This window comes from Nocardia cyriacigeorgica GUH-2 (genome assembly GCF_000284035.1).
GTDB classification, from domain to species: Bacteria; Actinomycetota; Actinomycetes; order Mycobacteriales; family Mycobacteriaceae; genus Nocardia; species Nocardia cyriacigeorgica_B.
Genome location: NC_016887.1, coordinates 3,606,753 through 3,621,369, shown reverse-complemented (window position 1 = coordinate 3,621,369; position 14,617 = coordinate 3,606,753). Strand labels below are relative to the sequence as shown.

The following is a 14,617-nucleotide window of genomic DNA, read 5'->3' as shown; positions in this document are numbered from 1 at the left end:
AGGATTCGACTCGGCAGGTGCCGGTGGAATCCGCGGCCGTCGATGCGACGGCAACGCCCGATGACTCGGGGAAGGTAGCGCCGGAGGATGCGACAGCCGCGGCGTCGGCGGATTCGGCTGGTGCGTCGGGGGATACGGCGAGCACTCCGCCTGCGTCCGAGTCAGTGTTGCCGTTGACGGCTGGTGGTGGTGCTGCGCTGACCGAGGCGGTTACTGCTTCGGCGCCACCGACTCCCGCCGGCTCGGGCCCCACACCGGTGTGGGCGGACCCGCGCACGCAGGTGCTCGCACCGCCGCCCGCGGGAACCATGCTGGTCACACCGCCCCCGACGGCGCGTCCAGCGCTGACGCCGATGCCGCCGGCCGCCGGACCGAAACCGCCTCCGCGGTGGCGTCGGGTGGCTCAGCCGTCGGGATTGCTGACCGCGGCGGCGGTTTCGGGTGTCGGCGCTGCGACGCTGATCCCGACGGATCGGCCGGGGATCGGCTGGCTGTTGGCCGCCGGTGTCGTTGTCGCGGCGATCGCGATTGTTGTTCGCCGGTCACATCGGAACAGCCGCGAGGCTTCGGCGCCGGCACCGTTGTCGCTGGGTAGCGGCCACCTCTGGTGGACGGTGCTCGCTGCGGCGCTGCTGGCGGTCGGTGCGGTGCGGGCGGCCGGATGGTTGTTCACGCTCTGTGTGCTGGCGGCGGCTGCGGCGGCGTCGCTGGCGGCGGTGGGGCCGCGGTCGGTGTTCGGGTTGCGCTACGACCTGTTCGCGATCCCGGTCGAGGCGGTGCGAAGCCTGCCGTGGGTGTATGCGGGCGCCCGGCGCATCGAGGGGCCGGGGCGGGAACGGGGGATGCGGCTGGCCGGTTCGGTTGCCGCGACCGCGGTGTTGCTCGCGGTGTTCGTCCCGCTGCTGGGCAGTGCGGACGCGACGTTCGCGCACCTGATCGAAAGTCTCGTTCCGGCTGTCGATTCGGCCGCTGTGGCGCAGTGGATCCTGATGTTCGTCTTCGCCGCGCTCGGCACGGTCGGCGCGCTCTACGTCATCGCCGGTCCGCCGCGCCGCGCACCGGACCACGCACCGGAATCCGGGCGACGCCTGCGCCGCACCGAATGGGCGCTGCCGGTGGCCGCGCTGACCGTCCTGTTCACCGTCTTCGTGGCCGGGCAGTTCGTCGCCATGTTCGGCGGCGACGACTACGTCCAGCGCACCGCGGGACTCACCTACGCCGAGTACGCGCGCAGCGGGTTCTGGCAGCTGTCCACCGTCACCATTCTCACCCTCGCCGTGATCGCCGTCGTATTGCGCTGGGCCGCACGCGATTCCGCAGCGGACCGCGCCTGGCTGCGAGTGCTGCTCTCGGCGGTGACGGTGCTGTCGCTGATCATCGTGGCCTCGGCGCTGAGCCGGATGTGGACCTATCAGCAAGCCTACGGCTTCACCGTGTTGCGGCTGCTGGTGCTGACTTGTGAGCTGTGGATCGGCACCGTCTACCTGCTGGTCCTGGTCGCGGTGCTGCGGCTGCGGCACCGGCGGCTGGGCCGCGCGGCGGTGGGCACCGCGATGGTGACGCTGCTGGCGCTGGCGATCCTCGATCCGGAACGTTTCATCGCGGACAAGAACATCGACCGCTGGCAGCACGGCCACGACCTCGACATCGGCTATCTCAGCGGGCTCTCCGCCGATATCGTCCCCGCCACCGACCGCCTCCCCGCCGAGTTGCGCGCCGTCATCGCCGATCCGATCCGCGACCGTCTGCCCGACGACACCTGGCACAGCTGGAACTACTCGCGGGCAGCGGCGCGGTGATCCAGCCGACCGTATCGATGTTCACCCGTCGCGTGGGGCGAGCAATCCGCCCACGAGGTTCGGGAACCACCGATACGCGGCGATCATGGCGCGGCTGTAGCGCGGCACGATGATGTACTGCTGATTGCGGCGCACACCCCGCATGATGGCGCAGGCGGCGCGGTCCGGGGCGAGCGCATCGATTGGCTTGCGCCGCAACAACTTCGGTGATCGTGCGGCCGGCTCGGCGGCTCGGGCGGGCGTCGCGCCGGGAACCGCGACGCTGATCCGCACCCCGCTGCCGGCCGCCTCGGCCCGCAGCGACGTCGTCAGCCCGACCACCGCGTGCTGGGTCATCGCGTAGGCCACCGACCGCGCCGTCGGCAGCATCCCGGCCACCGACACCGTGTTGACGATATGGCCGAAACCCTGCGCCCGCATCACCGCGTAACCGTGCCGGGTCCCGTGCACCATGCCCCACATGTCCACCTCGACCATGTCGTGGCATCGGCTCAGCGGAAGGGCAGTGAACTCGCCGTCGATGCGCAGGTCGGCGGTGTTGAACAGATAGTCGAGGCGGCCCAGGTCGGCGACGGTGCCGGTGAGCAGGCGCCGGACCTGATCGTCATCGGCGACGTCGACCACCTGCGTGTAGCGGGTGGCGCCGTCGAGCCCCTGCGACAGCTGCCGCAACCGGGCCGCATCACCGTCGGCGGCGACGACGCAGACGCCGGCCGTCACCAGCCGCCGGCACAGCGCCGCACCGATATCCGACGCCGCGCCGGTGACCACCGCCACTTTCTCGACACCCATCGACACAACTAAACACCGATGTTTTACATCGTCAACTCTCGCCGCGCCGCGATCCCGCTCACCGGCATCGCGTCACCGGCGCGCGAACCGCAGCCGATCGATGTTCTCCACGATGGCACGGGTCAGCGCCCGCTCAGGAGCGGATGCGGCCCGGCGCGCGGTGCTGATCAGCACGAACTCGGTGGTGCCCGGACTCGGCAGTCCGCGCACCGGATGGAGATCGGCCGGTAGCAGGCTCTCACTGTGCACCGCGAAACCCAGGCCCGCGAGTACCGCGGCCCGCAGGCCGAGCTGACCTTTGGTCGTGCAGGCGATGTGATGGGGGAGTCCGGCGCCGTCGAGGGTGCGCAGGGCGGCGTCGCGGGTGAGGCTGGGCGGTAGGTAGGTGACCACCGGGATCGGCTCGCCGGGTGCCGGTGGGCACGCACCGGCCGGGCCGACCCACACCAGCCGGTCGCTGAACACCAGCCGCCCGTGCTGTTCGCCGGGCCTGCGCTTGACGAAGGCGAGGTCGAGCTCGTTGCGGCGCAGCCGAGCGTGGACTTCCTCGCTGAGCCCGACCGACATGTCCAGGTCGACCCGCGGATAGTCGCGGCGGAACTCGCGCAGGATCTCCGGCAGCGTTTCGGCCACCAGATCCTCGGAGACGCCGAAGCGGATGCGCCCGGTGACGGTGTCGCCGCCGAAATACTGTGCGGCGCGACGCTGTGCGTCGAGGATCTCGCGGGCGAATCCGAGCATGGCCGCGCCATCGGAGGTGAGCGTCACCGAATGGGTGTCGCGCAGGAACAGCTCGCGGCCCACTTCGCGTTCGAGCTTGGCGACATGCCCGCTCACCGTCGGCTGACGCAGCCCGAGCTGACGGGCGGCGGCGGTGAACCCACCGTGCTGCTCGACCGCGACAAAGCTACGCAGCAGAACCGGATCGAACACCAGCACCTCGCTATCGTGATTCGTAATAGCTGATATAGCAGCTATTGTATTCCCCGATGGGCCGCGGCCGCCTAGTGTTCTACCGATGCGGTTGCTCAACAGGTTCTCGATTGATGGTTTCGTCCTCGCGATCTTCGCGATGGTCGCCGTCGCCACGATCGTCCCGGCCACCGGGACCGGCGCGGTGGTGCTGGACTGGGCCACCAAGGCCGCCATCGCCGCATTGTTCTTCATCTACGGTGCCCGGCTCTCGCCCGCGCAGGCCTGGCAGGGCGTCAAACACTGGCGCCTGCACAGCGTGATCCTCGTGACCACCTTCGTGGTGTTTCCGCTGCTCGGGCTGGCGATGCGGATCCTGGTGCCGGGTGTGCTGTCGGAGCAGCTGTACGCCGGGGTGCTGTTCCTGTGCCTGGTGCCCTCGACGGTGCAGTCCTCGATCGCCTTCACCTCGATCGCGCGCGGCAATGTCGGCGGGGCCATCGTCAGCGCGTCGTTCTCCAATCTGCTCGGCGTCTTCCTGACCCCGCTGCTGGTGGTGGCGTTGATGCACACCACCGGCGAAGCGCATATCGATGCCGGCGCCGCGGTGGCGATCGTGCTGCAACTGCTGGTGCCGTTCCTGCTCGGGCAACTGGCCCGGCCGTGGATCGGGCAGTGGCTGACCCGGCACGCGCAGCCGGTGAAACTGGTCGACCGCGGTTCGATCCTGCTGGTGGTCTACGCCGCGTTCAGTGCCGGTATGCGCGAGGACATCTGGAGCAAGGTCGGCGTCGGCGACATTCTCGTGCTGCTCGCGGTGTCGGCGGTGTTGTTCGCGGTGGTCGCGGGCATCGCCACCGGGACGGGCCGGGTGTTCGGGTTCGCGCGCGAGGACCGGGTCGTCATCCTGTTCGCCGGATCGAAGAAGAGCCTCGCCTCCGGTCTGCCGATGGCGGCGGTGCTGTTCGGCGGCACCGACGTGGGCCTGATGGTGTTGCCACTCATGCTGTTCCACCAGTTGCAGCTGATCGCCTGCGCCGTCATCGCGCAACGGCTGGGACGGCAGGCCGAGGAGCACGAAGCGGCCGAATCCGAACCCGCCGCGGCGGCACCCGTCGGAAATACCCGTTGACACCCACCGGATTCCCTCGCTAGATTGGGCGACCTCATGGGTACTTTGTTGTTCTTCCTGTAATCCGCCCCGCAGGCGTCGAGCGCCGCTCATTCCGAGCCCGGCTCCGCCCGCATCTCCCCACGCATCCCCGGCGATTGCCCGGTGGTCCGATGCGTGGATCCGGATATCACGGCCATCGGCCGGGACAGGAGGACAACCATGCGTACCGCTGCTGCCCAACTCACCCTCACCGACATCACCAAACGCTACAGCGAGCGGATCGTGCTCGACCGGGCCTCGCTGACCATCCGGCCGGGCGAAACCGTCGGCATCGTCGGCGACAACGGCTCCGGGAAGTCGACACTGCTGCGGCTCATCGCCGGACAGGAAACCCCCGACAACGGCGAGATCACCGTGCACATGCCGGGCGGCATCGGCTACCTGCCACAAGCGCTGGACCTGCCGGATGCGGCGACCGTCGCCGACGCCATCGACACCGCGCTGGCCGACATCCGCACACTGGAGGCGCGACTGCGCGCACTCGAAACCGAGCTCGCGGCAACGGAATCGACCGGGCCGATACTCGATGAGTACGCCGAGGTCGTCCAGCGATTCGAGGCGCGAGGCGGCTACGACGCCGACCGCCGCGTCGACATCGCCCTGGCAGGCCTCGGACTGCCCGGACTGGACCGCGAGCGCACCCTGGGCACGCTCTCCGGTGGCGAGCGATCCCGGCTGGCGCTGGCTGCGACGCTGGCCGCCGCACCGCACCTGCTGCTGCTCGACGAACCCACCAACGACCTCGACGATCAGGCGGTCGAGTGGCTGGAACGTCACCTGCTCGCCCATCGCGGGACGGTCGTCGTCGTCACCCACGACCGGGTGTTCCTGGAACGGCTCACCACCACGATCGTCGAGGTCGACGCCGGTGCTCTCGCCCGCTACGGCGACGGTTATGCGGGGTATCTGGCGGCGAAAGCGGCCGAGCGGCGGCGCCGGGAAGCCGAATTCCAGCGCTGGCGCACCGAACTTGCCCGTAGTCGGGCACTGGCTGAATCGAATGTCGTGCGGTTGGACGCGATTCCGCGCAAGCTGCCGCTGGCGGTCTTCGCTGCCGGCCCGTTCCGGGCTCGTGGCCGCGACCACGGCGCCCGGTCCCGGATCCGCAATGCCAAGGAACGGGTGGCGCGGTTGACCGAGAATCCGGTGGCAGCACCGCCGGATCCGTTGCGGTTCACCGCGCAGTGGGACCGAGGCGGCGATGTCGAGGGCCCCGTCGCGACTCTCGCCGGCGTCGAAGTGGGGGACCGGCTCCGGGTGGACGAGCTCGCGATTCGCGCCGGTGAGCGGGTGCTGATCACCGGCGCCAACGGCGCGGGCAAGACCACCTTGCTGCGGGTACTCGCCGGTGAACAGGAGGTCGGCGCCGGTGCGGTCGAGGTCGGCGGCACGGTGGGGCACCTGCGTCAGCAACAGACGCCCTGGCCTTCGGACTGGACCGCGCTGCAAGCGTATGCGGCCGGGCGATTCGTCGACGCCGAGGACGCTGCGGCCGAACTGCTCGGCACGGGACTGTTCCATCCCGGGGAGTTGTCGCGGCGCATCGGTGACCTGTCCTACGGCCAGCGCCGCCGCGTCGATCTGGCGCGGCTCGTCGCCGACCCGGTCGATCTGCTGCTACTCGACGAACCGACCAACCACCTGGCGCCCGCATTGGTGGAAGAACTCGAAGCGGCACTCGACGGGTATCCGGGAGCGCTGGTGCTGGTCACCCACGACCGGGGCCTGCGGTCCCGATTCCGCGGAACCCACCTGGAACTCGCTGCGGGACAGGTGGTCTCCCGCAGCGAGCAGGCGCCCGCCATGCCGACGGCCGGGTGAGCGTTATCGGGCGAAGTGCGCGGCCTCGGTGGCGAGGTCGAGCACCGGCTGCGGCACGAGGCCGAGCACCAGGGTGACGGCGGCGGTGACGGCGATGACGCCGCCCGTCACCGGCGGTGCCGTGATCACCGGCGCGTTCGCGGGCGGTTCGGTGAAGAACATCAGCACGATCACCCGGATGTAAAAGAAGGCGGCGACGGCGCTGGCGAGCACACCGATGATCACCAGATAGCCGGCGTCGCCGTCGGCCGCCGCCTGGAACACGGCGAACTTCGCGACGAACCCGCTGGTCAGCGGCAGGCCGGCGAAGGAGAGCAATAGCAGCGCGAAACCCGAGGCGAGCCAGGGGGATCGGCGGCCGAGACCGGCCCAGCGCTCCAGCGCGGTGGCCTCCTCGCCGGAGGCTTCCCGGACCAGGCTCACCAGGGCGAACGCACCGAGCGTGCTCAGGCCGTAGGTGAGCAGATAGAACAACACCGACGACACCCCGGCCTCATTGGCCGCCACCAGCGCCGTCAGCAGAAAACCCGCATGCGCCACCGACGAGTACGCGAGCATCCGTTTGACATCGGTCTGGGTGATGGCCATGACCGCACCCACCACCATGGTCGCCACCGCGATCGCGCCGAGCACTGGCCGCCAATCGTCAGCCAGCCCTGGCACCGCGACCTGCAAGACCCGCAACAGCGCGCCCACCGCGGCGATCTTGGTGGCCGCGGCCATGAACGCCGTGATGGGCGTCGGCGCACCCTGGTACACGTCGGGAACCCAGGACTGGAAGGGCACCGCACCGATCTTGAACAGCAGCCCCACCGCCAGCATCGCCACTCCGAGCAACGCCAGGGTCGCGTCACCGGAATCGGCGGCCAAGCCGTCGGCGATGCCGCCCAGCCGCACGGTGCCGGTCGCGCCGTAGAGCAGGGCGACGCCGTAGAGGAAGAACGCCGAGGAGAACGCGCCGAGCAGGAAGTACTTCAGCGCCGCCTCCTGCGAGAGCAGCCGCTGTCGCCGGGCCAGCCCGCACAGCAGATACAGCGGCAGCGACAGCACCTCCAGCGCGACGAACATGGTCAGCAGATCGTTCGAGGCCGGGAACAGCAGCAGCCCACCCACCGCGAGCATGGTCAGCGGGAAGACTTCGGTCGCCGCCACACCCGCTGCGGCCGCGGCCTTTTCGGCGCCGCTACCCGGCACCGCAGAGGCTTGCGGAGTGAACGCCTCGAGCTGGAACCCCGGCCGCGCAGCCGCGCGGTACCAGGTGCCCGGCCCCGACCGGGCCGCTGGCATGCGCTGACCGATGAACAGCAGCCCGAGAATCGAAACCACCAGCAGCGTGCCCTGCAAGAACAGCGTCACCCCGTCGACGGCGACGGCACCGACCGCTGCGGTGGCGTCCGTGCCGGCGAGCGCGATCACCGCCACCAGCGCGGCGATCAATCCGCCCAGGCCGAGCACCATCTGCGTGAGGTAGCGCATCCGTCGCGGCACGAAGGCCTCGACCAGCACTCCGATCACCGCCGCGCCGAATACGATCAGCATCGGCGAGAGCTTGCCGTATTCGATGCTCGGGGCGGGCACGGTCGCCGCGAGGACGAGTCCGGCGTCGAGGTCACCACTCATTTGTGCCCACCTCCGGTGGTCGCGGTTCCGGCCTCGGGCTGCGCCGGGGCCGACGGTTCGGGATCGGTGATCCCGACCGTGGTGAGGGTCTGGTTGACGGCGGGATCGATGAAATCGGTCACCGGTTTCGGATAGACGCCGAGCACGATCAGTGCGGCGATCAGCGGCGCCACCACCGCCAGCTCGCGTGGCATCAGGTCACGGATGCGCTCGTTGCCTTCGGTGACCGGCCCGGTCATCATCCGCTGGTACACCCACAGCACGTAGATCGCCGCGAGCACCAGCGCACCGGTGGCGACGATGGCGGCGACCTGGTAGCGGCTGAAAGTGCCCACCAGGACCAGGAATTCACTGACGAACGGCGCCAGCCCGGGCAGTGACAGCGTCGCCAGACCCGCGATGAGGAAGGTTCCGGCCAGCACGGGCGCGACCTTCTGCACACCGCCGTAGTCGGCGATGAGCCGGGTCCCGCGCCGCGATACCAGGAATCCGGCGATGAGGAACAACGCAGCGGTGGAGATGCCGTGGTTGACCATGTACAGCGTGGCCCCGTTCTGGGCCTGGCTGGTCAGCGCGAAGATGCCGAGGATGATGAACCCGAAATGCGAGATCGAGGTGTAGGCGATCAGCCGCATCACATCGGTCTGGCCGATCGCGACCAGCGCACCGTAGATGATCGCGATCACCGCCAGCGTCACCAGCAGCGGCGCGTAGGTCTGCGTCGCGTCGGGAAACAGCAGCAGCCCGTAGCGCAGCATGCCGAACGTGCCGACCTTGTCCACCACCGCCATCATCAGCACCGCACTCGACGGCGTCGCCGCCACCGCGGCATCCGGCAGCCAGGTGTGCAGCGGCCACAGCGGCGCCTTCACCGCGAACGCGAACATGAACCCGAGGAACAGCGCGTTCAGCAGCGCCGGATCCGCGCCCAGCTCACCGGCGTTGGCCGCCGCGACCACGGTGCGGAAATCGAACGTGCCCGCCGTCCCCTCGCCGAGACCCTGTTGCGCGGTGAGCACATACAGCCCGATCACCGCCGCCAGCATGATGAGCCCGCCGAGCAGGTTGTAGAGCAGGAATTTCACCGCGGCCCGGGCCCGGCGTACCCGCACGCCCGCATCGTCGGTGCGCGGGCCGAAACCACCGATGAGGAAATACATCGGGATCAGCATCGCCTCGAAGAACACGTAGAACAGCAGAATGTCGAGCGCCAGGAACGACATCAGCACCATGGCCTCGACCAGCAGGGTCAACGCCACATAGGTGTGCGCGACCCGCGACCCACCGCCGACCTCGCGTTCGTCGTTCCAGCCCGCGACGATGAGCAGCGGCACCAGCGCGGCGGTGAGCAGCACCAGCACAAGCGCGATGCCGTCGACGCCGAGGGTGTAGCCGGCGCCGAAAGCCGGTATCCAACTGTGCGATTCGACGAACTGGAACTGTTCACCGCCGGGTTCGAAGCGGGTCGCCAGCAGCACCGCCAGCACCAGCACCGCCACCGAGAAGGCGAGCGCGATCCAGCGGGCGAGCACCCGCTGCGCGGCGGGTAGCACCAGCACGATCACCGCACCCGCGACGGGCAGCAGCCACAGCGTGGTCAACCAGGGAAAATCGGTCACCAGATCCTCACCGCCAGCAGGGCGGCGGCCACCAGGGCCGCGCCGGTGAACATGGACAGCGCATACGAGCGCACGAAACCGGTTTGCACCCGCCGGATCCGGGCCGACAAGCCACCGATCACGGCGGCGGTCGTGTTGACCAAGCCGTCGATGCCGCGGTTGTCGACGAACACCAGCGATCGGGTCAGATGCTGCCCGGGCCGCATCAGGCCGGCCTCGTTGACCGCGTCACCGTAGAGATCCTTGCGGGCGGCGACGGTGAGCGCGGACACCTGCTGCGGCGCGGTCTCGGGCACCGGCCGCCGCGCGTACTGCTGATAGGCGACCCCGGCGCCGGCAGCGACGACCAGCAACGCCAGCGCGGTGATTACCGGCACCGGCAGCGCCGGCTCACCATGATGGGAACCGACCACCGGCTCCAGCCAGTTCTGCAACGCCGAACCCCACACCAGCAACGCACCGGAGGCCACCGAGCCGACCGCGAGCAGGATCATTGGACCGGTCATCACCGCGGGCGCTTCGTGCGGATGAGTGTCCGGTTTCCAGCGGCGTTCCCCGAAGAACGTCATCAGCATGACGCGGGTCATGTAGAACGCGGTGAGCCCCGCGCCGAGCAGCGTCACCGCACCCAGGGCCAGACCCGCGGCCCCGCCTTCGGCGAAGGCGGCCTCGATGATGCGGTCCTTGGAGAAGAACCCGGCGAAGGGCGGCACCCCGATGATGGCGAGGTAGCCGAGCCCGAAGGTCACATAGGTGATCGGCAGCAGCGTGCGCAGACCGCCGTAGCGGCGCATATCGGTTTCGTCGTCCATGGCGTGCATGACCGACCCGGCGCCGAGGAACAATCCGGCCTTGAAGAAACCGTGCGTGAGCAGATGCATGATCGCGACCGCGTAACCGGCCGGGCCGAGGCCGACCGCGAGCACCATGTAACCGATCTGGCTCATGGTGGAGGCGGCGAGGGCCTTCTTGATGTCGTCTTTGGCGCAGCCGATGATCGCACCGAACAGCAGCGTCACCGCACCGACCAGCACCACCGCCAGCTGCGCGTTCGGCGCGAGGTCGAAGACCGGGTTGGCGCGCGCGATCAGGTAGACGCCCGCGGTGACCATGGTGGCGGCGTGGATGAGTGCCGACACCGGCGTCGGGCCCTCCATGGCGTCACCGAGCCAGGACTGCAACGGCACCTGCGCGGACTTACCGCACGCGGCCAGCAGCAACAGCAGCCCGATCGCGGTGAGCGTGGCTTCGCTCGCGGTCGGCGCAGCGCCGAACACCTCGCTGAAACCGATGGATCCGAAGGTGGCGAACATGACGAACATCGCCAGCGCCAGCCCCATGTCGCCGACCCGGTTGACCACGAACGCCTTCTTGGCCGCCGTGGCGGCGGTCGGCTTGTGCTGCCAGAACCCGATCAGCAGATACGACGCCAAACCGACGCCTTCCCAGCCGAGGTAGAGCACCAGGAAGTTGTTCGCCAGCACCAGCACCAACATGGCGGCCAAAAACAGGTTGAGGTAGGCGAAGAATCGCCGGCGGGCCGGATCGTGGCTCATATAGCCGACCGAGTAGATGTGGATCAGCGAGCCGACGCCGGTGATCAGCAGCGCGAAACACATCGACAGCTGGTCGAGCTGGAGGCCGAGATCGACGTTCAGGCCGGTGACCGGAACCCACTGGTAGAGCTCGAGTTCGATGGCACGCTCGGCGTCGGCGCGGCCGAGCATCGCGACGAAGGCGACGATCGCCACCGCGAATGAGGCGAGCGCGGTCAGGCAGCCCAGCAGATGACCCCAGGCGTCGGCGCGACGCCCCGTGAGCAGCAGGATGACGGCGCCGGCCAGGGGCAGGGCGGGCAGCAGCCACAGCGTTGCGGTATCCACGTCAGAACTTCAGCAGGTTGGCGTCGTCGACCGAGGTCGAGCGGCGGGCGCGGAAGATGGTCATGATGATCGCCAGGCCCACCACCACTTCGGCGGCGGCGACCACCATGGTGAAGAACGCGAAGACCTGGCCGTCGAGGTCGGCGTGCATCCGGGCGAAGGTGACGAAGGCCAGGTTCACCGCGTTGAGCATCAGCTCGATGCACATGAACACCACGATCGCGTTGCGGCGCAGCAGCACACCGGCGGCGCCGATGGTGAACAGCAGCGCGGACAGGAACAGGTAGTTGGCGGGATTCACCGGCTCCCTTTCTCCTCGGAGGTGCGGGACTCGCCGTCGGCGGGCGCGCTGGGCTCGGCCGGCGTGGTGCCGACGGAGATGACCGCGGCTTCGGTCAGCGCCCGGGTGCGGCGGTGGCGCAGGATGGTCGAGACCGACAGCTCCTCGAACGATCCGTCCGGCAGCCGGGCCGGGACATCGACCGCGTTGTGCCTGGCGTACACCCCCGGCGTGGGTAGCGGTGTGGGCCTGGCGTGTTCGGGATCGCGGAAGCGGCGCCGCGACATCTCCCGCTGCCCGAGTTGCGGCCCGAACTTCTCCCGGTGCGCCAGCACCATGGCGCCGATGGTGGCGGCGATCAGCAACGCACCGGTCAGCTCGAACGCCCACACGTAGCGCACGAAGATCAGCTCGGCCAGCTCACCGATCACATCGCGGCCGGGAAAACCGGTGGCGGGGAAGGCGACCCCGGAATTGCGGACACCGTGCGAGATGCCGGTGATGAACAGCAGCCCGAATCCGAGGCCCACCGCCGCGGCCGCGATGCGCTGCCCGCGCAAGGTCTCGCGCAGCGATTCGGCCGAATCCACGCCGACGAGCATCAGCACGAACAGGAACAGCATCATCACCGCGCCGGTGTAGACCACGATCTGCACGACACCGAGGAACAACGCGTCCTGCGCGATATAGAACACCGCGAGCGCGATCATGGTGGCGGCCAGGCAGATCGCCGAATGCACCGCCTTGGCGGCGAAGACCATGCCGAGCGCACCGATCACCGCCAGCGGCGCCAGGATCCAGAACTGCACGGCTTCACCGGTGCCGGTCCTGGTGATCGGGTCCGCGGCCAGTGGCACTGCGGCGGCCAGGTGGGTCATGACGGTCATCGGGTGCCTCCGTCCGCGACGGTGCCCGCGGCTGCGGGGGAGCGGTCCGCGCCGGTGCCGTTGACGGCGCCGGTGTAGTAGTCGGCCGCGCTGGTGCCGGGGCGCATCTGGTGCGGTGGCGCGGTCATGCCCGGCTCGAGCGGGGCCAGCAGCCGGTCTTTTTCGTAGATCAGGTCGGCGCGGTTGTCGTCGGTGAGCTCGTAGTCATTGGTCATCGTCAACGCCCGCGTCGGGCAGGCCTCGATGCACAGGCCGCAGCCGATGCAGCGCAGATAGTTGATCTGGTAGACGCGGCCGTAGCGTTCACCGGGGGAGAAGCGCTCGGTCTCGGTATTGTCGGCGCCTTCGACGTAGATGGCGTCGGCCGGGCAGGCCCAGGCGCACAACTCGCAGCCGATGCATTTCTCGAGACCGTCGGAGTACCGATTGAGCTGATGGCGGCCGTGATAGCGGGCGGCGGTCGGAACCTTCTGCTCCGGATAGAACTCGGTGTTCGGCTTCTTGAACATGGTGGCCGCGGTGACGGCGAAGCCGGCCAGCGGTTCGAACAGACCGCCCTGCGGCACGGTGTGCGACGGCCGATCCGGCAGCGGCGGCGTCGGGAATCCCAGGAAAACGCCTGCGCTACTGGCGCTTCGGTCCGGCGGCGATACCGGTTCCTCCACCTCGGGTGGGGCGCCGGTTGCGCGACCGGCCCGCAGGAACAGCCCGACCATCAGCGCGCACACCAGCAACCCACCGATGACGAGGATCGGCGTCTGCACCTGGTAGCCCTCGAGTTCCAGCACCCGCGCCGTGGCCACCACCATCACCCACAGCAGAGACACCGGGATGAGCAGCTTCCAGCCGAGGTTCATGAACTGGTCGTAGCGCAGCCGCGGCAGCGTGCCGCGCAGCCAGATGAACACGAACAGGAATGTCCACACCTTGAGCGTGAACCACAGCAGCGGCCACCAACCCGAATTCGCGCCCGACCACATGTTCAACGGCCAGGGCGCGGCCCATCCGCCCAAGAACAGGGTGGTGGCCAGCGCCGACACCGTCGCCATGTTGATGTACTCGGCGAGCATGAACATCGCGAACTTCAACGAGGAGTACTCGGTGTGGAATCCGCCGACCAGTTCGCCCTCGGCTTCGGGCAGATCGAACGGCGCCCGGTTGGTCTCGCCGACCATCGAGACGCAGTAGATCAGAAACGACGGCAGCAGCAGGAAGGCGTACCAGGTGCCGTGCTGGGCGGCCACGATCCCGGAGGTGGCCATGGTTCCGCCGAGCAGGAAGACCGCGGCGAAACACAAGGCCATGGCGATCTCGTAGGAGATGACCTGGGCGGTCGAGCGCAGCCCGCCCAGCAGCGGATACGTCGAGCCCGACGCCCAGCCGGCGAGCACGATGCCGTAGACGCCGATGGAGGTGATGGCCAGGATGTAGAGCACCCCGACCGGCAGATCGGTCAATTGCAGCGGTGTGGTGTGCCCGAAGATCGACACCTGCGGCCCGAACGGCATGACCGCGAAGGCCATGAACGCCGGGATCGCGGCGAGCACCGGCGCCAGGATGTAGATGGGTTTGTCGACGATGGCCGGGACGATGTCTTCCTTGAGGGCCATCTTCACCCCGTCGGCGATGGATTGCAGGCTGCCGAACGGCCCGGTGCGGTTGGGGCCGATACGCATCTGCATGCGGGCCACGATCTTGCGTTCGGCCAGCACCGCGATCATCGGGGTGAGCAGCAGGAAGACGAAGATGGCGACCGCTTTGAGCAGCACCAGCCACAGCGGGTCGGTGCCGAAGCCCGCGGGCCCGTCCGCGGCCTGGGCCAGCAGCATC

At 68.9% G+C, this 14,617-nt stretch carries 11 protein-coding genes; 3 read left to right on the top strand and 8 right to left on the bottom strand.

Annotated elements, in window-relative coordinates:
* Positions 1-398 precede the first annotated feature (398 nt).
* Positions 399-1,799: a DUF4153 domain-containing protein gene (locus NOCYR_RS16255; RefSeq protein ID WP_231855938.1), complete on the top strand. Its 1,401-nt coding sequence runs from the start codon at positions 399-401 to the stop codon at positions 1,797-1,799.
* Positions 1,800-1,820: 21 nt separating this feature from the next.
* Here NOCYR_RS16255 and NOCYR_RS16250 read toward each other — a convergent pair whose 3' ends face one another.
* Entirely contained in the window at positions 1,821-2,591 is a 771-nt protein-coding gene (locus NOCYR_RS16250; protein WP_014351483.1) for an SDR family NAD(P)-dependent oxidoreductase, read from the bottom strand.
* A 72-nt stretch (positions 2,592-2,663) separates the two neighbouring features.
* Positions 2,664-3,524 (bottom strand): LysR family transcriptional regulator, encoded by an 861-nt coding sequence (locus NOCYR_RS16245; RefSeq protein WP_048834217.1) that lies wholly within the window; start codon positions 3,522-3,524, stop codon positions 2,664-2,666.
* 85 nt (positions 3,525-3,609) lie between these two features.
* Here NOCYR_RS16245 and NOCYR_RS16240 point away from each other — a divergent pair, with 85 nt between their 5' ends.
* Together NOCYR_RS16240 and NOCYR_RS16235 are read left to right on the top strand one after the other, a co-directional pair.
* Positions 3,610-4,635 carry a bile acid:sodium symporter family protein gene (locus tag NOCYR_RS16240; protein WP_014351481.1) on the top strand — a complete coding sequence of 342 codons (1,026 nt, stop codon included), beginning with the start codon at positions 3,610-3,612 and terminating at the stop codon, positions 4,633-4,635.
* A gap of 201 nt (positions 4,636-4,836) precedes the next feature.
* Entirely contained in the window at positions 4,837-6,498 is a 1,662-nt protein-coding gene (locus tag NOCYR_RS16235; protein WP_014351480.1) for a TlrC/CarA/OleB/SrmB family ABC-F type ribosomal protection protein, read from the top strand.
* Between the two features lie 3 nt (positions 6,499-6,501).
* Here the strand turns inward: NOCYR_RS16235 and nuoN are convergent, their stop codons facing one another.
* The 6 genes from nuoN to nuoH are packed head-to-tail and all read right to left on the bottom strand — an operon-like array spanning position 6,502 to position 14,616.
* The gene (gene nuoN, locus NOCYR_RS16230) at positions 6,502-8,118 is read right to left on the bottom strand and encodes an NADH-quinone oxidoreductase subunit NuoN (protein ID WP_014351479.1); all 1,617 of its coding nucleotides are present in this window, start codon (positions 8,116-8,118) and stop codon (positions 6,502-6,504) included.
* Positions 8,115-9,737 (bottom strand): NADH-quinone oxidoreductase subunit M, encoded by a 1,623-nt coding sequence (locus NOCYR_RS16225; RefSeq protein WP_014351478.1) that lies wholly within the window; start codon positions 9,735-9,737, stop codon positions 8,115-8,117. The genes nuoN and NOCYR_RS16225 overlap by 4 nt, the downstream gene beginning before the upstream one ends.
* Positions 9,734-11,620, bottom strand: a complete 1,887-nt coding sequence (gene nuoL, locus NOCYR_RS16220) for an NADH-quinone oxidoreductase subunit L (RefSeq protein ID WP_014351477.1) — start codon at positions 11,618-11,620, stop codon at positions 9,734-9,736. The genes NOCYR_RS16225 and nuoL overlap by 4 nt, the downstream gene beginning before the upstream one ends.
* Before the next feature lies 1 nt (position 11,621).
* On the bottom strand, positions 11,622-11,921 hold the full coding sequence (nuoK, locus tag NOCYR_RS16215; protein WP_014351476.1) for an NADH-quinone oxidoreductase subunit NuoK: 300 nt from the start codon (positions 11,919-11,921) through the stop codon (positions 11,622-11,624).
* On the bottom strand, positions 11,918-12,787 hold the full coding sequence (locus NOCYR_RS16210) for an NADH-quinone oxidoreductase subunit J (RefSeq protein WP_014351475.1): 870 nt from the start codon (positions 12,785-12,787) through the stop codon (positions 11,918-11,920). Before NOCYR_RS16210 ends, nuoK begins: the two co-directional genes overlap by 4 nt.
* The gene (gene nuoH / locus NOCYR_RS16205; protein WP_014351474.1) at positions 12,784-14,616 is read right to left on the bottom strand and encodes an NADH-quinone oxidoreductase subunit NuoH; all 1,833 of its coding nucleotides are present in this window, start codon (positions 14,614-14,616) and stop codon (positions 12,784-12,786) included. The genes NOCYR_RS16210 and nuoH overlap by 4 nt, the downstream gene beginning before the upstream one ends.
* Position 14,617: the final 1 nt, after the last annotated feature.